At 34.4% G+C, this 18,569-nt stretch carries 18 protein-coding genes; 3 read left to right on the forward strand and 15 right to left on the reverse strand.

The window, feature by feature from the left end; translation table 11 throughout:
- Positions 1 to 27 precede the first annotated feature (27 nt).
- Together dinB and EV144_RS11040 are read left to right on the forward strand one after the other, a co-directional pair.
- A complete protein-coding gene (gene dinB, locus EV144_RS11035) occupies positions 28 to 1,110 on the forward strand; it encodes a DNA polymerase IV (RefSeq protein ID WP_134148783.1) in 1,083 nt (360 codons plus the stop codon).
- Positions 1,111 to 1,195: 85 nt separating this feature from the next.
- On the forward strand, positions 1,196 to 1,696 hold the full coding sequence (locus EV144_RS11040; protein WP_134148785.1) for a PAS domain-containing protein: 501 nt from the start codon (positions 1,196 to 1,198) through the stop codon (positions 1,694 to 1,696).
- 173 nt (positions 1,697 to 1,869) lie between these two features.
- Here EV144_RS11040 and EV144_RS11045 read toward each other — a convergent pair whose 3' ends face one another.
- The 11 genes from EV144_RS11045 to EV144_RS11095 form a co-directional block, all read right to left on the reverse strand.
- Entirely contained in the window at positions 1,870 to 3,474 is a 1,605-nt protein-coding gene (locus EV144_RS11045; RefSeq protein ID WP_134148787.1) for a fumarate hydratase, read from the reverse strand.
- Between the two features lie 70 nt (positions 3,475 to 3,544).
- Positions 3,545 to 4,279, reverse strand: coding sequence for a hypothetical protein (locus tag EV144_RS11050; RefSeq protein WP_134148789.1), 735 nt, complete (start codon positions 4,277 to 4,279; stop codon positions 3,545 to 3,547).
- Between the two features lie 2 nt (positions 4,280 to 4,281).
- Positions 4,282 to 4,737, reverse strand: coding sequence for an FKBP-type peptidyl-prolyl cis-trans isomerase (locus tag EV144_RS11055; RefSeq protein ID WP_134148791.1), 456 nt, complete (start codon positions 4,735 to 4,737; stop codon positions 4,282 to 4,284).
- A gap of 55 nt (positions 4,738 to 4,792) precedes the next feature.
- Positions 4,793 to 6,232 (reverse strand): nucleoside recognition domain-containing protein, encoded by a 1,440-nt coding sequence (locus EV144_RS11060; protein ID WP_134148793.1) that lies wholly within the window; start codon positions 6,230 to 6,232, stop codon positions 4,793 to 4,795.
- A 94-nt stretch (positions 6,233 to 6,326) separates the two neighbouring features.
- Entirely contained in the window at positions 6,327 to 7,400 is a 1,074-nt protein-coding gene (locus EV144_RS11065; protein WP_134148795.1) for a winged helix DNA-binding domain-containing protein, read from the reverse strand.
- Between the two features lie 143 nt (positions 7,401 to 7,543).
- Complete coding sequence (locus tag EV144_RS11070) at positions 7,544 to 8,257, reverse strand: 3'-5' exonuclease (RefSeq protein ID WP_134148797.1); 714 nt, start codon at positions 8,255 to 8,257, stop codon at positions 7,544 to 7,546.
- Between the two features lie 93 nt (positions 8,258 to 8,350).
- Positions 8,351 to 8,824: a methylated-DNA--[protein]-cysteine S-methyltransferase gene (locus EV144_RS11075; RefSeq protein WP_134148799.1), complete on the reverse strand. Its 474-nt coding sequence runs from the start codon at positions 8,822 to 8,824 to the stop codon at positions 8,351 to 8,353.
- Between the two features lie 100 nt (positions 8,825 to 8,924).
- Positions 8,925 to 10,799: a DUF2207 domain-containing protein gene (locus tag EV144_RS11080; protein ID WP_134148801.1), complete on the reverse strand. Its 1,875-nt coding sequence runs from the start codon at positions 10,797 to 10,799 to the stop codon at positions 8,925 to 8,927.
- A gap of 17 nt (positions 10,800 to 10,816) precedes the next feature.
- Entirely contained in the window at positions 10,817 to 11,659 is an 843-nt protein-coding gene (locus EV144_RS11085; protein ID WP_134148803.1) for an NAD(P)H-binding protein, read from the reverse strand.
- Between the two features lie 132 nt (positions 11,660 to 11,791).
- Positions 11,792 to 12,241: a GNAT family N-acetyltransferase gene (locus EV144_RS11090; RefSeq protein WP_134148805.1), complete on the reverse strand. Its 450-nt coding sequence runs from the start codon at positions 12,239 to 12,241 to the stop codon at positions 11,792 to 11,794.
- The gene (locus EV144_RS11095; RefSeq protein WP_134148806.1) at positions 12,226 to 13,128 is read right to left on the reverse strand and encodes a LysR family transcriptional regulator; all 903 of its coding nucleotides are present in this window, start codon (positions 13,126 to 13,128) and stop codon (positions 12,226 to 12,228) included. The genes EV144_RS11090 and EV144_RS11095 overlap by 16 nt, the downstream gene beginning before the upstream one ends.
- Positions 13,129 to 13,275: 147 nt before the next feature.
- On the opposite strand from EV144_RS11095, the gene EV144_RS11100 reads away from it, so the two are divergent.
- Positions 13,276 to 13,671, forward strand: a complete 396-nt coding sequence (locus EV144_RS11100) for a rhodanese-like domain-containing protein (protein ID WP_134148808.1) — start codon at positions 13,276 to 13,278, stop codon at positions 13,669 to 13,671.
- A gap of 43 nt (positions 13,672 to 13,714) precedes the next feature.
- Here EV144_RS11100 and EV144_RS11105 read toward each other — a convergent pair whose 3' ends face one another.
- From EV144_RS11105 to EV144_RS11120, 4 genes are read right to left on the reverse strand one after another with little or no spacing between them, the layout of a single operon-like run.
- Positions 13,715 to 14,134 (reverse strand): SRPBCC family protein, encoded by a 420-nt coding sequence (locus tag EV144_RS11105; protein WP_134148810.1) that lies wholly within the window; start codon positions 14,132 to 14,134, stop codon positions 13,715 to 13,717.
- 11 nt (positions 14,135 to 14,145) lie between these two features.
- Positions 14,146 to 16,536, reverse strand: a complete 2,391-nt coding sequence (locus EV144_RS11110; protein WP_134148812.1) for a M28 family peptidase — start codon at positions 16,534 to 16,536, stop codon at positions 14,146 to 14,148.
- 13 nt (positions 16,537 to 16,549) lie between these two features.
- Positions 16,550 to 16,897: a hypothetical protein gene (locus tag EV144_RS11115; protein WP_134148814.1), complete on the reverse strand. Its 348-nt coding sequence runs from the start codon at positions 16,895 to 16,897 to the stop codon at positions 16,550 to 16,552.
- On the reverse strand, positions 16,894 to 18,423 hold the full coding sequence (locus tag EV144_RS11120) for a bifunctional GNAT family N-acetyltransferase/carbon-nitrogen hydrolase family protein (protein ID WP_134148816.1): 1,530 nt from the start codon (positions 18,421 to 18,423) through the stop codon (positions 16,894 to 16,896). Before EV144_RS11120 ends, EV144_RS11115 begins: the two co-directional genes overlap by 4 nt.
- Positions 18,424 to 18,569: the final 146 nt, after the last annotated feature.

An 18,569-nucleotide genomic window follows, 5' to 3' on the forward strand; every position in this document is an offset into this window, starting at 1 on the left:
TATCTGAAAACTCTTTAAATTTGTAGCATGTCTGAAACACCTACATATCGAAAAATTATCCATATTGATATGGATGCTTTTTATGCTTCTGTAGAACAGATGGACAATCCGGCTTTGCGCGGAAAACCCGTTGCTGTTGGTGGATCAGAAAATAGAGGAGTAGTTTCGGCAGCTAGTTACGAAGCAAGAAAGTTTGGTGTTAGAAGTGCAATAAGCGGCGTTTTGGCAAAGAAATATTGTCCCGAAATTATTTTTGTGCGACCGCGTTTTGATCGTTACAAGGAAATATCATCTAAGATTCATCAGATTTTCCATGAATATACAGATTTGGTTGAGCCTCTTTCGCTTGACGAGGCATATCTTGATGTGACGCAAAATAAAAAAGGAAATCCAAGTGCGAGTCTACTTGCGCAGGAAATCAGGCTTCGAATTTTTAATGAAGTTGGGCTCACGGCTTCAGCAGGTATTTCGGTTAATAAATTTGTTGCCAAAATAGCGAGCGATATTAATAAGCCCAACGGACAAAAAACGGTAAATCCCGATGAGATTTTGACTTTTTTGGAAGATTTGCCAATTCGAAAGTTTTATGGTGTTGGAAAAGTGACAACCGAAAAAATGTATCAGTTGGGTATTTTCACCGGAACAGATCTCAAATCGAAGTCGCAGGAATTTCTGGAAAAACACTTCGGGAAATCGGGAACCTTTTACTACAAAGTAGTTCGTGGTATTCATAACAGTGAGGTAAAACCTTTTCGCGTAACTAAATCTGTAGCGGCAGAACATACATTTGATGTCAATTTATCATCAGAAATTTTTATGCTGGAACAGCTCGACCGAATCGCGGGAACATTAGAGAAACGTTTAAAAAAACACAAGATTTCTGGTAAAACAGTTACATTAAAAATTAAATACAGCGATTTTACCCAGCAGACGCGAAGCAAGACACTGCCATATTTTATCAATGATAAAAGTTTGATTCTCGAAACGGTCGAGGAATTATTATATCAGGAAAAAATGAAAGATTCAGTTAGGTTACTTGGTATTTCTTTGAATAATTTAAATACGGAAGAGAAGAAAGCAGTTGTGGTACAGTTAAAATTTGCTTTTTAAACATTAAATTAAGGGATTCTGTAATTAACTTCACAGTTTTCGCTTTATCTTTGAGGGAAAGGAGTGTTCATCAAAATGAATTCATATGAAAAACAGCAACTTTGAAGAGATTTCGGATCGCAATTCAGTTCCCATTTTATCCTGGGATTTTCATTATGAGTATGTAAATGAGTTAAAAGCAATCAACACTGATTTAAAAAGAGTCAATGTGATTTCTAATAAATTTACATGGGACGAAAAAAATCTGGAAATTAAAGAACGTATAAAAGAAGAAGTTGTTCTGGTTACAGATTTAGATTTAAAAATCGTATTTGCATCAAATGGTATTGCAAAAATGACGGGTTATAGAGAAGAAGAAATTCTAGGCAAAACACCAAAAATGTTTCAAGGAGCAGAAACTTCAAATGCTGATTTAAAGGAAATTAAAGAAGCAATTGCATTACATATTCCGTTTGAAAAAACAATTATAAATTATAAAAAAAACGGCGACATTTATAAATGCAAAATCAATGCATTTCCTGTTTTTAATTTAAAAGGAAATATTTCTCATTTTATAGCTTTTGAAAGACAGGATTTGAGTGCGTAGTTGGAGGTTCAAAGGTTCAGAGTTACAGAGACACAAAGGTATAAAAACGTATAAGCTCTAAGTTTATAATATAAAAGCATAAATAAGAAAAACCGCCCATAAGGCGGTTTTTTATTTTTACGAAAGTCAAGTTCCTTTGTAGCTTTGTGCCTCAGAACCTTTGCCACTCTCTCTTAAAGATTTTCAAAAAAATCATTCCCCTTATCATCAGTAATAATAAAAGCAGGGAAATCTTTAACAGTAATTTTACGAACCGCTTCCATTCCTAATTCTTCAAAATCAACAACTTCAACTTTTAAGATATTGTCTTGAGCCAAAATTGCAGCAGGACCTCCAATCGAACCTAAATAAAATCCGCCGTAAGTATTACAAGCATCAGTAACTTGTTTGGTACGGTTTCCTTTTGCAAGCATCACCATACTTCCGCCATTTTTTTGGAATTCATCTACATAAACGTCCATACGGCCGGCAGTTGTTGGACCAAAACTTCCAGAAGCCATTCCGTCTGGAGTTTTTGCCGGGCCTGCATAATATACCGGATGGTTTTTGAAGTATTCCGGCATTGGTTTTCCGGCATCTAGTAATTCTTTAATTTTTGCGTGAGCAATATCTCGGGCTACAATTACAGTTCCGTTTAGTTTCAAACGGGTTTTAATTGGGTATTGAGATAATTTCGCTAAAATATCTGCCATTGGCTGATCTAAATCTATTTCAACCGGAGCTTCTAAATGCGGTGCAGTTTCTGGTAAAAATTGTTTTGGATTTACTTCCAGCTGTTCAACGAAGATTCCGTCTTTAGTAATTTTTCCTTTGATGTTTCTATCCGCAGAACAAGAAACGCCTAATCCAACCGGACAAGAAGCTGCGTGACGAGGCAGACGAATGACACGAACATCATGCGTAAAATATTTTCCTCCAAACTGTGCGCCGATTTCACTTTCCTGACAGATTTTCTGAACGCGTTCTTCCCATTCTAAATCACGGAAAGCCTGACCAGCCATATTTCCAGAAGTTGGAAGGTTGTCATAATATCCAGCCGATGCTTTTTTAACCATACTTAAGTTGGCTTCTGCCGAAGTTCCTCCAATCACTAAAGCCAAGTGATAAGGCGGACAAGCTGACGTTCCTAAGTCTTTAATTTTGGCGCGAACAAATGCATCCATAGATTTTTCGTTTAATAACGATTTTGTCTGCTGATACAAATAGGTTTTGTTTGCTGATCCGCCTCCTTTTGCCATAAACAAAAACTCGTAAGAAGCTCCTTTTTTAGCATAAATATCAATTTGTGCCGGAAGATTTGATCCTGAATTTTTTTCTTCAAACATCGAAATCGGAACAATCTGTGAATAACGTAAGTTGCGTTTTTGGTAGGTATTAAAAATTCCTCTGCTCAACCATTCGGCATCATCAACACCTGTAAAAATGCTTTCGCCTTTTTTTGCCATTACAATTGCAGTTCCCGTATCCTGACAGCTTGGTAACTGTCCTTCGGCTGCAACAGAAGCGTTTTGTAATAAATTGTAGGCCACAAACCGATCGTTATCTGTAGCTTCCGGATCGTCTAAAATTCTACGCAGTTTTTGTAAATGCGTTGTTCTCAACATAAACGAAACATCTGTTAAGGCTTCTTCTGCCAATAACTCTAACCCTTTTGGATCAACAGTTAAAACTTCGCGTTCTCCAAACTGTTCAACTTTTACAAAATCAGAAGTGATTTTGCGGTATTGTGTCTCATCCTTCAAAATAGGATAAGGATCTTGGTATATGAAATCAATCATTGCTTTGTTTTTTTACAAAGTTAAAAATTATTTATCTTAGAAAGGTTTTGAATTACGAGCGTTTTAAAGTCTAATCCTGTTTGTAAAAATCATTAATATTCATTTTCTTTTCAAAATAAACCTTTTCTTTTGGAGAGCGTAATTGTTTAGTCCAGCGATTGCCTTTTAATTCAAAAGATGTTGAATCTGAGTAAGTAAGAAGTCCCATGTTATCGTCATTCTCATCTGCGGGTTCAAACGCAACACTTTTGCAATAAAAAGATTTTGGGTCAGAATCTGTATCTGGATTCGAAAATTCAACCCAGTTTCCCCATCCACTGTCAGACATTGTATACCATTCATACACCAATTGTAAATTTTTGTTTTTTAGATAATAAAGATAATTGTAGTAGGTATAACCGCAGGCAGGATATCCGTATGAAATTTTTATAAATGAAGAATTTTTAGGAGAGGCTGTAGTTAAGCCAAAATCAGCAGACCATTCAGAACCTTTTTCGTTATTCTGAATTGCTACTTTAGAAGAAGCAGTTTTGATTTTATTTTGGTAAAAATCAATTTGAAATTTTAATGTGATAATGCTGTCCTTATCTGCTTTCTGACTTACAAGATTGGCGAGTATTAGATTTACTGGTGAATCTTTGTCGTTTGAAATTAATATAGTATCTGTTTTTAGGAAACTTTCTTTGCTGGAAATAACGGCAGTTTCCGTTTTATTAGACTGTATCGGAAAAGTTGCGGCGATTTTAGTTTTTTCTTTTTGACAACTTGCCAAAAGGACTAAAATTAGTAGGGATTGGATTTTCATTACTAATTAACAGAAATAAGTTTAATTTCAAAAATAAGAACAGAACCTCCAGGAATACCTTTGTCATCATCATTGCCATAACCTAAATGAGCGGGTACTAAAAGAATACCGCTGCCGCCTTCTTTAAAATACGGAATTCCTTCTGTCCATCCTTTTATTACTCGTTGCAAATTAAATGATATTCCTGCAGCATTACTTTGATCAAAAACACTTTTGTTGGTATAATATCCTTTGTAAGCCACAGTTACATTTGAATTGGCTGAAGGTTGTTTTCCAGTGCCAGGTTCGTTAATTACGTAATATAATCCCGTACCCGTTTTTTGAGCATTTAGTTTATTATCTGCAATATACGTTGTTATTTCAGTTTCGTTTTTGGCAACATAATCAGTATTATCAATTTCATTTTTACTGCAGGAGATGAAAAGTGTAAAAATTAGGGCGATTAAAGAATATTTCATTGTGGTATTATATTATAATAATTTAAATTTTGAATTGAGGTTTTGAAATTGAGTTTTAAAAAAACCAAGTAGCCACAAAAATAGCGGTAATCACACAGATTAAATCAACCAAAAGCATCGTTCCTAAAGCGTAACGTGTATTTTTGATATTTACAGAACCAAAATAAACCGCAATTACATAAAAAGTACTTTCGGCGCTGCACTGAAAAATACTGCTTAATCTTGCCGTTAAAGAATCGGCTCCAAAAGTGTTCATAGAGTCAATAAGAAATCCTCTTGATCCTGCAGAACTAAAAGGACGAAGCATTGCAACCGGCAAAGCATCTGTAATTTGTTTATTTACCCCCATATTCGAAAATACAAACCCAATACCATCACTGATAATTTCAAACAAACCACTATTTCTAAATAAAGAAATCGCAACCAGCATTCCTAAAACATAAGGAAAAATGGTCACTCCGGTTTTAACACCATTATTGGCTCCAACAACAAATGCATCAAAAGGAGTCGTGTTGGCAGCAGTAAATTTCTTTTCATGAAGAAAGGCAAAAATCAAAGTAAAAGCTATAATACCGACCAGTATCAGTCCAGATAAATTAGACGTGAAAAAGTTCTTACCTATTAAATCTAAATGATTTACATACATAAGCAGACCAACAATTGCAGCAATTAAAACCATTAAGGCAATAACCAAAGAGGCACTTTTGAAATTGATTTTTTGTTTAATTCCAACAATTAAAAATGCGGCAATCGTACCAATAAAAGAAGTAATAATACAAGGCAGCATCACATCAGCCGGATTGCTGGCGTTGGCAGCAGCGCGATAACCGATAATTGAAGTTGCAATTAAAGTCAGTCCTGACGCATGCAGACACATAAACATAATCTGCGCGTCGCTGGCTTTGTCTTTTTCCGGATTTATTTCCTGTAAACTTTCCATTGCTTTAAGTCCAAATGGAGTGGCGGCCGAATCTAATCCCAAGAAATTGGCAGCAAAGTTTAAAGTCATGTATGAAATTGATGGATGATTTTTCGGAATACTTGGAAACACTTTTACAAATACCGGACTCAATCCTTTAGCCAATTTTTCTGATGCTCCAGAAATAATTAAAAGTTCCATTAAGCCGCAGAAAAAAGCTAAATAAGCGATAAGCGGCAGAATTAAATCAAGTAAAGTGCTTTTACAAGTAGGCAGTAAACCATCTGATTTTTGAAGACCACTGTAGATTTTTACAGTTTTATTTTTATAAACATAAGTCGTGTCGGCATTTACCGTATCACGATTGATAATCATGGTTTGATCCGGCGCTTTTTTAATGCTGTCTCTGATATAAGCAGGAAGCTGTTCCGCATATTTTTCGGAAACCAAAACAGGATCGTCTTTTTTTCCATTCAAAACATAATCAATAGTATAAGTGTTGGCTGTGAACAAACTGATTACTATAAAAGCAATTGACGAAATAAAAATAGCTAACCAAAATCTACTTAATACCATAATTATATTTTTTTGTAAATGTAATAAATCAATTGCAATGACAATTACAAAAGTCAATTTCGTGTTTTTGAGGCAAAATTAATTTACTAAAACCTCATTCGATCACAATTTTAGTTTCCAGATAGTTTTCAAAAGACTTTATTCCTTCAAAAAGAATCTGTTTTTTGCTCATTTCTGTTTCGTTAAAAAATTGCGTTTCTATTTTGGTGTGGTCTTTTTTTGTGGTTCGTTTCCAGGTTCCAATTACTTTTCCGTTTTCTACAATTATTGGTTTAAAGATGCCATTGTTGGTAAAAGCTTTTGATTGATGTTCTAATAAAATAGAAGCTTCACGGGTTTTATAAGAAATTAAAATCTCGTCAAAAGCCGGAAGAAAATGTACACTTTCGCGAAATTTATCCAAATCAGGATGATTTTTCCCTAACCAATATTCCTGATTATCAATAGTAATACGGTTTAATTGCAATTCAATTGCATTAATTGCAGATTTGCAAATAGTAGGTGCAAAACCCGACCACCACGAGAAATCCAGTAATGTTGCAGGGCCGTGACTTTCAAAATAACGTTTGGCTAATTTTGCCAAGCCCTCTTCTTTGGTCAACTTGTTTTTGGGTTTCGAAACTCTTTCTTCGAGCAAAGCATACGTAATTTGTTTGCCTTTCATTTTTCCATTGCAAACCAAACCATCGAGTTCAGCATTCATCATAATAGCAGCACTCAGGAAATCATCGCTGGAAGTTTTTTTAATATTAAGTTCCTGCATGATTTCATCTCGTGTTAGATGATTATTTCCAGCTAATAGCTTTTCGATTGAAGCATTCGCCTGCGCTATTTTTTTATCATCATAGCCATATTTCTTTGCAGCCGAAATTGTAAAACGCTTCACCTGGGGTGCTGAAAGATCCAACATCCAGTAAATATCTTCGGCGGCAACAAAATGCCAGGTCGGACGTAAAATATGAGTTCGAATGATTTTAGCTGAATTAATCGCTTCTTCGATTTCTTTTTCAGATGCATCACAACGAGAACCAATTGCCCATTTTGCCATCGAATAATCCTGTGCCTGCATAGCGCCCAAATGATGCACAATTTCTTCAGGTTTATGAAAATTGGTTTTCAGTATTTTCTGAGAAGCCATTCTTAAAAGTGCTATATCCGAATGTATCATTTTTATTAAACCATATAAGTTATATAAGATAATTTAAGCATTTTGTTTTATAGATGTATTCCTCTCGTAAAGGCGCAAAGACGCAGAGTTTTGATTGTTGTCAACCTTAGAGCCTTAGGAGCTTTGAATCTTAGAACCTTAAACTAAACATGAATAATCTCATCATCAATCAATAAATCTTCTCGGCGAAGTCTCAGAAAAATCTGCGCTACGGCAATTGTATCTTTTTCGCAATACGTAACAATTCTGTCAATGTCTTTTTCAACATAATAAACGTGCGCCACCTGACTTCCGTCAATATCGCCTTTTGGCGATGGGATTCCAAGAATCTTAGTTAAAAGCTTCAAAGAAGTAAAATGTTTATAATCGCCAAACTTCCATAATTCTAAAGTATCTAAATGCGGAATTTCCCAAGGTTTTTTTCCAAACAAATTCAATTTATTGGGAATAGCGATCTGATTAATAATCATACGTCGCGCTATAAACGGGATGTCAAATTCTTTGGCATTATGCCCGCATAAAAGATGTTGTGGCTGATTGTAATGATTATTCAATAGATTACTAAAATCATGAAGTATCTTTTTTTCTTCCCCAAAAAACGAAGTCACTCTAAAATGCCTAATGTCACCTTTAATGGTAAAATAGCCAGCCGATATGCAAATAATTTTTCCAAATTCTGCCCAGATTCCGGCACGCTCGTAAAACTCTTCTGGTGTAAAATCGTCTTTTCGCTGATATTGCGTTTTCAAATCCCAAAGTGATTGCATTTCCGCATCAAGCGAATTAAAGTTCTCTTCTTCAGGAACGGTTTCTATATCTAGAAATAGAATGTTGTTGAGGTTTATTTTTTCAATCACTTTTGAGACCGCTTAGATAATTAGATTGTTAGATTGTTAGATTTTTATAGCTATTTACAAATATGCATAAAATTCCTACTATTTGATGGTTTTCTAAAACAAACTTTGTTGTGTCGTAGGATTTTCATGTTCCAAAAGCCATTTTTTACGCCAAATACCTCCAGCATATCCTGTAAGCGAACCATTTGTACCAATAACTCTGTGACACGGCACAACTATCCAAAGCGGATTTTTACCATTTGCAGAGGCAACAGCGCGAATTGCTTTTATATCGCCTAGTTTTTTGGTTTGATCCATATAGCTTATGGTTTTTCCGTATGGAATTTCGAGTAGTAATTTCCAAACTTTTTGTTGAAATTCAGTTCCTTTCGGATTTAGCTTGAATGTAAAATCGGTTCTTTTGCCCTCAAAATATTCTTGTAACTGCATAACCGCTTCTTGAAGTATTTCTGGAATTTCAGTAGAAGCTTCTCCTTCTTTGGTTACCGAAATTACCGAAATGCCATTTTCATCACCAATAATTGTGGTAATTCCGAGAGGAGATTCTATGTGTACAGTTTGTTCCATTTTTTATAATCGCAAAGAAGCGAGGTTTATCGCAAAGTTCGCAAAGTTTTTTGGATTGTAAGTTTTTGCAGAAGTATTTAATAAATAAAGGTCTAAGATCTTACCAGCCTCCGCCACCACCGCCACCGCTTCCGCCACCAGAACTGCCTCCGCCGCTACTTCCGCTGGAGCCATCGATATCTGTAAAATCACAGGATTGGGTAAAACTTAGAAAGCCATAAGCTGCAAAATCTGAAAATCCGCCTGTGGTTTTTACCCAATTGCTGGTGTAGTTTAAGGTGTTTAATACAGGAATAAATTTATCATTAAATTTTTTCTGTATTTCCAACGCAAAAGCATAAGGAAGATATTCTTCGTAAATTCTAATTGTGTCATAACCTTGAACTACTGGAAGATCTAATAAAAACTGTTCGAATTTTTTTGTTTTAAGTTTTGTTTCAAGGCCAAGTTTGGTATAACTGTAAATGCAGCTTAAATAAAGAGCAAAACCGGCAATGATTAAAAACAGCACCAAGACGTTTAATACCGAATAGTTTTTGTTGACATTTATGGCAAAGAATGCACCATAAGTAAAAACACCAGCAAAAGGTATTAGCGGAATATAGATAATCAAGCGGGCATATTTTCTAATTATAATAGAATTTACAGCGCCAACAATTAAGGATATTGTGCAAGTCAGAAAAAGAGCGCCAGTGATTGCCATTCCTAAAGAAGCTTCTTTAGAAATATAGCAATAACCTGTAATTACAGTTATTACGACAATAATACCGATTAGTATTTGTTTGAAATTGTAACGGAAATAATCTTTTAAATTATATTGCTCAGACAATGATTTATCAATTGCTGTTTCGCCTTTTCTAAAAATTTTATAAGTATCAGAATCAAAAATAACAGTATCATTTTCTTCGAATAGCGTTTCATAAACTGCTTCTTCTTCTTTAGATAGAGTGTTGGGCTTTGTTCCTTTTTTCAAAAAATATTGAAATCCATTTGCCCAGCTTTGTTTTCCATTATCACAAATTTCGATTGCTCCCTTAATCGAAAGACTGATTATAGCTGTTAACAAAGCTTTTGATCCAGCGTATCTTTCTTTGATATAATATAATGCTGGCGCCGAATAAAGATTCTTTAAATCAACATTCTCAATATCTTTTGGCGCTGTGGGATCTTTTCCGTATTTCTTCCATGAAAAATAATAAAATAAAAAACAGATCAAAATTGGTATTAATCCTGCAAGGACTTTGTTTGGAGATAAAAAATCTTCAATTTTATAATGTGGCTGAAAAAATGGCTGTTTTACAATTCCTTTTGGAAATCCAACAGCAACTGTAAATCCTTCTCTTTCCTTTAAGTTTTGAGAGTCAAAATATACTGAACTGCCTACAACTTTACTCGTACAATTATTTTCGGTAGAACCAAAAGTACCTGTATAGCAATGTATTTGTTTAACAGAAGCCCAGCCTGGTAAAGTAACTTTTGCAGATACATTGTTGATTTCAAAATCCCAGTCGTTTCCAGTTACATTCCAATAAATTTCATCAAAGTCATTATAAGAATGTATTTGATCCTCAACTTCATAAACTATTTTGTAGGTATAATTTCCTTCTTGTAAACTGATGTTTTCATCGCCGATGTACAACGTTAAATTGTCATCCATTTTTGTGTGATAGGGTTCTTTAAGTCCGTCTTTGGATACCTTTAAAATCGTATAAAAAGTGCTTTTGTTTCCCCTTTCGGCATTGCTTTGTAGGGGAAGAACTCTATAAATACCATGATTTATTGTTTCTCCGGCAGCATAAACAGAAATAGTTTCCGTAACAAGTATGTTTCCATTTTCTTTGATTTGAATATCCGAATGAAATTGGTTTATTTTTTCGGTTCTGTCTATTTCATTAGAAGTTTCGTCTTGGCTGTAACAAGGAAATAATGAAAATGATAAAAAGACAAATAATAAAATAAATCGGATTTGTTTCATAGAAATGAACTTTAGGGCTAATAATCTTCTAATTTAAATTTATAGTTTAAAATGGTTTCTACTTTTTCACTCGAAATAGTCTTTTTAATATTCGATTTTTCGAAACTAAATTGCGGTAAAGCTAAGTTTAAATCTATCGCTTTTTGACGATAATACGTTTCGCGGGTAGGATGGAAGGGTGCAACGGCATTAAAAACCTCATTCCATTTTGACTGATTGATGATTTCCTGAATCACGCCAATACAATCGTTTAGATGAATTAAGTTTACGGGCGCATCTGCGTTTTCGAGGTTTTCTTTTCCTGCAAGAAACTTTACAGGCTGACGATCTTCGCCAATCAAACCTCCAAAACGTACAATTGTAGTTTCAAAGTTTGGATTGTTTTGCAAAAGAGCTTCCGCTAAAAGTAATTGTCTACCGCTTTCGGTATCTGGATTTGGATTGGTTTTTTCTGAAATCAAACCATTTTCATTGCCATAAACAGAAGTTGAACTCACAAAAAGCACTTTTTTTACGGTTGAATTTTCTATAAATGGAATCAGATTCTCAATTTTTCTCACGAATGTCATTTCGAGAGAAGTCGAGAAATTTTGATTGCCACGTAATTTCGGTGGAATATCAATTATTAAAATGTCACTTTTATCTAAAAATGAATTTATAGTTTCTGAAACACTTTCGCTTTCAAGCGCTCCTTCAACTTCGCTCAGGATGACAAGAAATGGATTTATTCCAGCGTTTTCTAATATTGAAAGTTTATTTTCTGAAGTTGTTGAGCCGTTTACAGTAAAACCTTTTTCGATTAATTTTTTCGCTAAAGGCAATCCCAGCCAGCCACAGCCTAGTAAGCTAATTTTTGTCATTTTTTGTTTTGAGTTTGCTTTTTTTGTTATAATCTCGCAAAGTCGCAAGGGCGCCAAGTTTTTCTTTGCGACTCCGCGACTTTGCGAGATTATAAGTCAAAGAAAAGCTTTTATTTCTTTAAGAATTCAATATTACAAATCTAAGGTAAATCTAACTTTATCTTTTCCTTTTGCGCCAATTCTATTATAGAATTTTATTGCTCTTGTATTAAACTCTGGAGTTTGCCATTGCATATTAATGCAATTCTTTTCGATAGCAATTTGTTTTAGTTTTTCAATTAGAACTTCACCAATTCCAAAACTTCTGGCTTCTTCTTCCAAAAATAAACAATCCATGTACATAAAATCTGCTGCATCCCAAGTCGAATAATCAAAAGTATAAGATGCATAACCTACAATTGTTTCTTTTGTGGCAACAACCAGACAATGTAATTTCGGATTTTCTGAAAACAATACTTTTGCTAAACCTTCTTCTTTTCCTTCGGGAGAAAAATCAGCTTTTTCAAGTTCTGCATGTTTTTGACATAAAACAACCAATTTTGATACGTCTGATAATTCACAGTTTCTTATTGAATATTCCATTGTAAGTTGATTTCGGTTTGTAAAAAGGCAATAAAATGATGAAAATAATCCGGGTAATCCTGATTTTGTCTAATCGCAATAAAGTGCTTTCTTTTTAAACCATTCTTCCCAATTTTAACCGCCTTGATTGGGCTGTTTTTCAAATACGGCTGTAATGCCCATTTTGCCATCGACATCACGCCCATATCGGCTTTTACCATTTCTATAGAAGCTTCTGTAAGCGGTAAAGGTGTTATTTTTTTAGGAGTAACTTTGGCTGGAGCCAAAACAAATTGATGAATGGTTACCGTTTCCAACGGAAGAGAATGTATCAGTAAATGTTCCTCAATAAAATCTTCTGCAACGACATATTTTTTATCCGCCCAAGCATGATTTTCAGAAACTGCCATAACGACTTCATCCTGAAAAAGTTCGAGATATTTGATGTTGTTATCTTTGATCTGATCACTTATAATGGCAATATCGATTACATTTTCTAATAATTTTTGTAACGGATAATGCGTTGCTTCAGTAACAATTTTTAGTTCGACATTTGGATATAAAAGATGAAATTGCTTTAAAACTGAAGGAAGCCAATGATAACTCGAATAACATTCTGTACTGATTCTGATTTCGCCATATTCACCAAAAACCATTTGTTTGATCTGAGATTCGGTTTGAGAAAGTTTGTCCAGAATTTCGTTAGCGATTTCGTAGATTTTCTCTCCGGCTTTAGTCAAAACCAGTTTTTTATTTGTTCTTAAAAAAATGGCCGTGCCAAGCTGATATTCAGCTTCTTTAAGTTGATGGCTTAAAGCAGATTGCGTTAGGTGAAGTTTATCAATTGCTTTGGTAATGCTTCCTTCTTCAACAATTGCTTTTATCAATCGTAAATGACGTATTTCCATTTTTTAATGTGTTTGTACACAAAGAAACAAAATTTTATGATGGCTTTTTGATGAAAAAAAGTAATGAAAGTGATGAATTCTTTTCGTTTTTATGGTTTGTGATGTTGCATTACTTTTGAAAAAACAAATCACTAAAACGGTACAAAAATGGAAGCACAAATTAGACATTATGAAAACAAATTAGCATTTGAAATGGATCCTTCTGATTTGTTTGATGCTTTGAACAACGGAGAAAAAGTAATTGTTATTGATGCCAGAAAAGCTTTTGGTTTTGAAGCAGAACATATTCCAACGGCAATTAACATTCCGCATCGCGAAATGAATTTAGAAACTACACAGCATCTAGACAGAGAAATTCTATACGTTACCTATTGTGACGGAATTGGTTGTAATGCTTCTACAAAAGGCGCTTTGAATATGGCAAAATTAGGTTTTAAAGTAAAAGAATTAATTGGCGGTATAGAATGGTGGAAATTTGACGGTTATGCCACAGAAGGAACAAAAGGCATAAAAGCAGGATTGAAAATAGAATGTGCGTGCTAAAAAATAAAAGGGCAGACTTTAGTTTAGTCTGCCCTTTTGTAAATTATGATTCTATTAAAGCTTTTAAACTTTGTAAAATTGGATTTTCTTCTCCTTGTGGTTCTTCCTGAACTGCGCCCGGTCGATTGTCTTCCTGAAGAATCTCGAGTTTTACTTTCTGATTTTCTTCGGATAAAACATAGCTCATTATAAAATAATTCTCCGGTTTGTCTTCTAATTCTGGTCTTGGAAAAAACAGGGAATATTTAATTTTCTGATTTTGAATTACTTCTAAAACAGTCCCCCATTGCTCAAAAACCTGACCTTCCCACTCATTTCTAAATCGGATTTCACTTCCGATTTTCCAATCTGTAATTAAGTCACTTCCATATTGCCATTGTTTTACAAGAGCGGGTTGCGTCAAAGTATTCCAGACTTTTTCTATTGGAGCATCTAATACAATTGTTGAAATGTTTACAGCCATAATAATTGTCTTTATTCGGGTTTCACAAGCTTAATGCTGTCTTTGATAATAGTAAGACTATCTTTTATCGGCGCGGCTTGAAGCGGAACTTCTAAAGGCGCTGTATATCTTTTTATTTTTTGTTGAATTAAAACAGCATCATTCAAAACAAAAGGAGTTGGCATCATCCAATCGCTTCTTGGTTTGACACTGAATAACGGATTTGTCATTAAATCAAATGAACTTTCTATCAGATCCATATCAAAAATAGACGTTTTGTTAATGTAAAATTCTAAAACAAGCGGTTCATTTCCAACTACATAATAGCATAAAATTTTAGGATCGTTGCGTTCTAATCTATTTCCTTTCTGGCCTAACGAAGAAACGCCATTGGCTTTAAAGTTATACAATGTCATTTTTGGGTTGGCAAAAATATCGTAACGATTTACTTTTCTGTTTGGTGTAATTTTTATTTTTAAATACCTGTTATTTCCTATCACACTGTCTTTTAAAAATGCAATTGTTGGTTTTGGAAGATCAACTTTTGGAGCAATCGCACTGTAAGTAAACCTTGAATTGTATTTGCTTGAAATCGGAAGATTATTTAAACCAACCGCTTTTTGATTTTTTTCGCCCACATACGTTTTCGTCCAATCGTCTAAATTCGTGTCATAAGTAGTCCAGACAGAAGAATCTGTATCAGCATTATAAACATACAATAAACTGTTTGATTTTGCTTTTCCGTATTCGTAACCGGAATTATATCCTGCGTAAATAAAATAACCGATCGAAACAAGGAAGAAAACCATAACCCAAATTCCTTTTTTGACAAAAGAACCAAATATTGGCAGCAATAAACCAAATGCTAAAACGGTTAAAACGGCACTTCCGTAAAGGATTTTTAAACCTAAACCAATCGGGAACATTACAATAAATGGCGCTATAATCGCTAAAGCCGGAATACTGAATAATAAATTTAATCCTAATCCCGAATATTGGGTTAGCACATAAATTGCGAAAAGAATGATTCCGAAATAAACAGGAATGATTAAGAAACCGGCACCAGTCAGACTATTGGCTAAAAAAGCATTAATAACAATCCAAAGCAATAACGGAGAAGCAAAATGATTCATTGTTGACTTTGGCTCCGAAAAAAGCTGGTAAAACATAAAACAAATTGCAATACTCAAAGTTACAAACGCACCAATATACGCGTGACCGTTATAGGTAAATCCGTTTAGTAAATCAGAGTATTGAGGATATATCTGAAGGATAATTTTCCAGCCTAAAAAAGTAACTAAACCAGAAACTATTAAAGAACATAAAAGCGGTACAAATCCTCTGAAAATTTCTCTAAAAGTGATAATGCGTTTTGCTTTTCCAATAAAAATAAAAAGGATTAATAACCCGAAAGCAATTATTGTCATTGGCATTACCCAGGTAAACGGATAACTTATGAATGAAAATGGGGCGCTGAAATAAACATCATCCTGCGTTGAAGCTGTTTGGTTTAAATCAACATTGGCAAAGTATTTTAGCAAAGGCATTAAATAAGTTCCTTGATGCGCCAGTGTAGTTTTGTTTAGATGTTTAATATCATCTTGCTGTGTGTGGTAATTGTAATGCCCGTCTATAAAAGCAAAGTTAAAACCCTGAATATTTCCCTGCTCTCTAAAAACCGTAAGATCAGTATCATTTGGAAGCATTTTGTAAATGCTGTACATCAAAGAGTTTGAAACGGGATAAGAAGTTTTTGCGTTGGAAAATTCTTTTACAAGAGCTTCATTTCCTTTATTAGTTTCCATCAGCATATAGCTCGGTCCAGAGCTACCTCTTGCTTCAAAATTTAAAACCAAACCAACATCTTTGGCCCACGGATGCTGATTTACAAAAAGTGCTGCACCGTTTAATCCTAATTCTTCAGCATCAGAAAAAAGAATAATGATGTCGTTTTTCTGTGGCTGTTTAGCATATAAAAAGGCTCTGATTCCTTCTAAAATTGTGGCAACTCCCGAAGCATCATCACTCGCGCCTTTAGAAAAAGAATGTGGCGCACTGTCGTAATGAGAAAGTAAAAGAAGTGCCTTTGTATTATTTGTCCCTTTTATACGGGCTAAAATATTTTTTGATTTAACTAATAATCCCCTGTCATTTAAGGTAAAACCTTCCTGAACACTCGTTTCTAATCCAATTCTGTTCAACTCCAATTTAAGATAATTGGCAACCAATTCATGGTTCATAGAACCTACATAATGTGGTTTCTGCGCAATTATTTCGACTTGGCTTAAGGCTCTTTCTGTAGAAAATTCTGCAAGAGCTTCTTCGTCTTTCGAAATAAATTGCGGCATCATTGTGGCGTAAATGATACCTAAAATCGCAAGAACGCAGACTACGGCAAGAATTGAAGTTGGGTTTTTTTTCATGATGGGGGCTATACTAAATTTCTTTTTTTACAAGCATATAAGAATCATTGTCCAAAGGATAGTATCCTTGGTCATACAAAAAATAGTAGGTATTTCCTGTTTTGGTCTGCATAACATTCGTAAAGAATTCAAAATCAAATCCTTTTGTCAACATTTTGTCTCTTGTTGTCTTTGATTTTCCTTCTGAATTTAATTCGGACAAAATACGGTAATTTTTGCGTAATTTATTGTTTATATTTCGCATAAAATTAGTACTGTCCTTATTTATTTTATTATTGTAAGCATTTCGACAACTATCTGAACAAAATTTCTTGTCTTGCCGGCCTACAATTTCTTCTGAACATTCGAGACATGTCTTCATGGTTCCAGTTTTTTGATTTCATATAAATCATTTCTTCGGTCTTTTAGAATTCGAACACTTCCATGTTCGTGAAGATGTTTTAGTAAATTCAAATCAACATCAACGATCAAAGTCATTTCTGTATTTGGAGTTGCTTCGGCTTTAATTCCATTACTCGGAAAAGCAAAATCAGATGGTGTAAACACAGAAGCCTGGGCATATTGAATGTCCATATTATTTACTTTTGGTAAATTGCCTACACAACCCGCAATCGCAACATAACATTCGTTTTCTATAGCACGCGCCTGCGAGCAATGTTTTACACGCGTATAAGCATTTTGAGTATCGGTTAAAAACGGCACAAACAAAATGTTCATTCCCTCGTTTGCCATAATTCTGGAAAGTTCAGGGAACTCAACATCATAACAAATCAAAATTCCAATTTTACCGCAATCCGTATCAAAAGTCTTAAACTGAGAACCGCCCTTCATTCCCCAATGCTGAACTTCGTTTGGCGTGATATGAATTTTGGTGTACATTTCTGAAGTTCCGTCTCTTTTACACAGAAAACCAACATTATATAAATTACCATTATCTAAATAAGGCATACTTCCGGTAATAATATTGATGTTGTATGAAATAGAAAATTCCTGAAAACGTTTCCTGATTGGTTCAGAATGTCGGGCAATTTCACGAATGGCTTCTGCTTCAGATAAATGATTGTAATCTGCCATTAAAGGCGCAATAAAAAGTTCAGGAAACAAAGCAAAATCGCTTCCATACCCCGAAACGACATCAATAAAAAATTCTGCCTGCTCAAAAAACTCTTCCAAATTATTGAGCGGACGCATCTGCCATTGAATTAAACCCAGTCGAATTACACTTTTTTCAAGATTAATAAGCTTTGGGCTTTCATCATAATAAACATTATTCCATTCTAGAAGCACCGCAAACTCTTTAGATTCCTCGTCACCTTCCAGATAATTTTTAATGATTCGCAAAACGTGAAAATCATTACTTAACTGAAAAGAAAGAACCGGATCGTGTATTTCTTTATGTTTTACCTTTTCTATATAATTTTTTGGAGTTAGTTTGCTGGCATATTCGCGATAGTTCGGAATCCTTCCTGCAAAAACTATGGCTTTTAGATTCAGCTGTTCGCAAAGTTCCTTTCTGGCATCGTATAAACGGCGCCCTAAACGCAGTCCGCGATAATTAGGGTGTATAAAAACATCGATTCCGTATAGAATTTCAGCATCTTTATTGTGAGTAGAAAAAGTATAGTCGCCAAGAATTTGTTTATAGTTATGTCTTTTATCTACCAATTTTTCATCAACAATTAGCGATAAAGCAGATCCTACAACAACGCCGTCAACTAGAATAACCAATTGGCCTTCTGGAAATATAGAGAGTAATTTTTTGATGTCGCTAGATTCCCAATACGAATTGGCCATTTCTGGATACGACTCAACCATTGAATTTTTCAATTGTTTGTAATCGTCTAATTGTAAGTTTCGAAGTTCAACTTTATTGATTTGTGTTTGCATACCGTAAGATTTATCTCGAATATACAAAAAATAATTGCCATTTACAAACGTTTACAAGTAGTTACGGTCGAAAGCAAATTGTTGGATTTTGAAAATTTAAAAATAAACCCAACATGTTTTTAAAACCTGTTGGGTTTACAAAATAA

This window comes from Flavobacterium sp. 270, assembly GCF_004368785.1.
In the GTDB taxonomy this organism is placed as follows: domain Bacteria; phylum Bacteroidota; class Bacteroidia; order Flavobacteriales; family Flavobacteriaceae; genus Flavobacterium.

Coding starts and splice junctions, on each gene's coding strand:
- EV144_RS11065 (WP_134148795.1), bottom strand. CDS start 7,400: ATGATACATTCGGATATAGCACTTTTAAGAATGGCTTCTCAGAAAATA.
- EV144_RS11105 (WP_134148810.1), bottom strand. CDS start 14,134: ATGGCTGTAAACATTTCAACAATTGTATTAGATGCTCCAATAGAAAAA.
- EV144_RS11100 (WP_134148808.1), top strand. CDS start 13,276: ATGGAAGCACAAATTAGACATTATGAAAACAAATTAGCATTTGAAATG.
- EV144_RS11075 (WP_134148799.1), bottom strand. CDS start 8,824: ATGGAACAAACTGTACACATAGAATCTCCTCTCGGAATTACCACAATT.
- EV144_RS11060 (WP_134148793.1), bottom strand. CDS start 6,232: ATGGTATTAAGTAGATTTTGGTTAGCTATTTTTATTTCGTCAATTGCT.
- EV144_RS11050 (WP_134148789.1), bottom strand. CDS start 4,279: ATGAAAATCCAATCCCTACTAATTTTAGTCCTTTTGGCAAGTTGTCAA.
- EV144_RS11095 (WP_134148806.1), bottom strand. CDS start 13,128: ATGGAAATACGTCATTTACGATTGATAAAAGCAATTGTTGAAGAAGGA.
- EV144_RS11055 (WP_134148791.1), bottom strand. CDS start 4,737: ATGAAATATTCTTTAATCGCCCTAATTTTTACACTTTTCATCTCCTGC.
- EV144_RS11040 (WP_134148785.1), top strand. CDS start 1,196: ATGAAAAACAGCAACTTTGAAGAGATTTCGGATCGCAATTCAGTTCCC.
- EV144_RS11085 (WP_134148803.1), bottom strand. CDS start 11,659: ATGACAAAAATTAGCTTACTAGGCTGTGGCTGGCTGGGATTGCCTTTA.
- EV144_RS11110 (WP_134148812.1), bottom strand. CDS start 16,536: ATGAAAAAAAACCCAACTTCAATTCTTGCCGTAGTCTGCGTTCTTGCG.
- dinB (WP_134148783.1), top strand. CDS start 28: ATGTCTGAAACACCTACATATCGAAAAATTATCCATATTGATATGGAT.
- EV144_RS11115 (WP_134148814.1), bottom strand. CDS start 16,897: ATGAAGACATGTCTCGAATGTTCAGAAGAAATTGTAGGCCGGCAAGAC.
- EV144_RS11090 (WP_134148805.1), bottom strand. CDS start 12,241: ATGGAATATTCAATAAGAAACTGTGAATTATCAGACGTATCAAAATTG.
- EV144_RS11120 (WP_134148816.1), bottom strand. CDS start 18,423: ATGCAAACACAAATCAATAAAGTTGAACTTCGAAACTTACAATTAGAC.
- EV144_RS11080 (WP_134148801.1), bottom strand. CDS start 10,799: ATGAAACAAATCCGATTTATTTTATTATTTGTCTTTTTATCATTTTCA.
- EV144_RS11045 (WP_134148787.1), bottom strand. CDS start 3,474: ATGATTGATTTCATATACCAAGATCCTTATCCTATTTTGAAGGATGAG.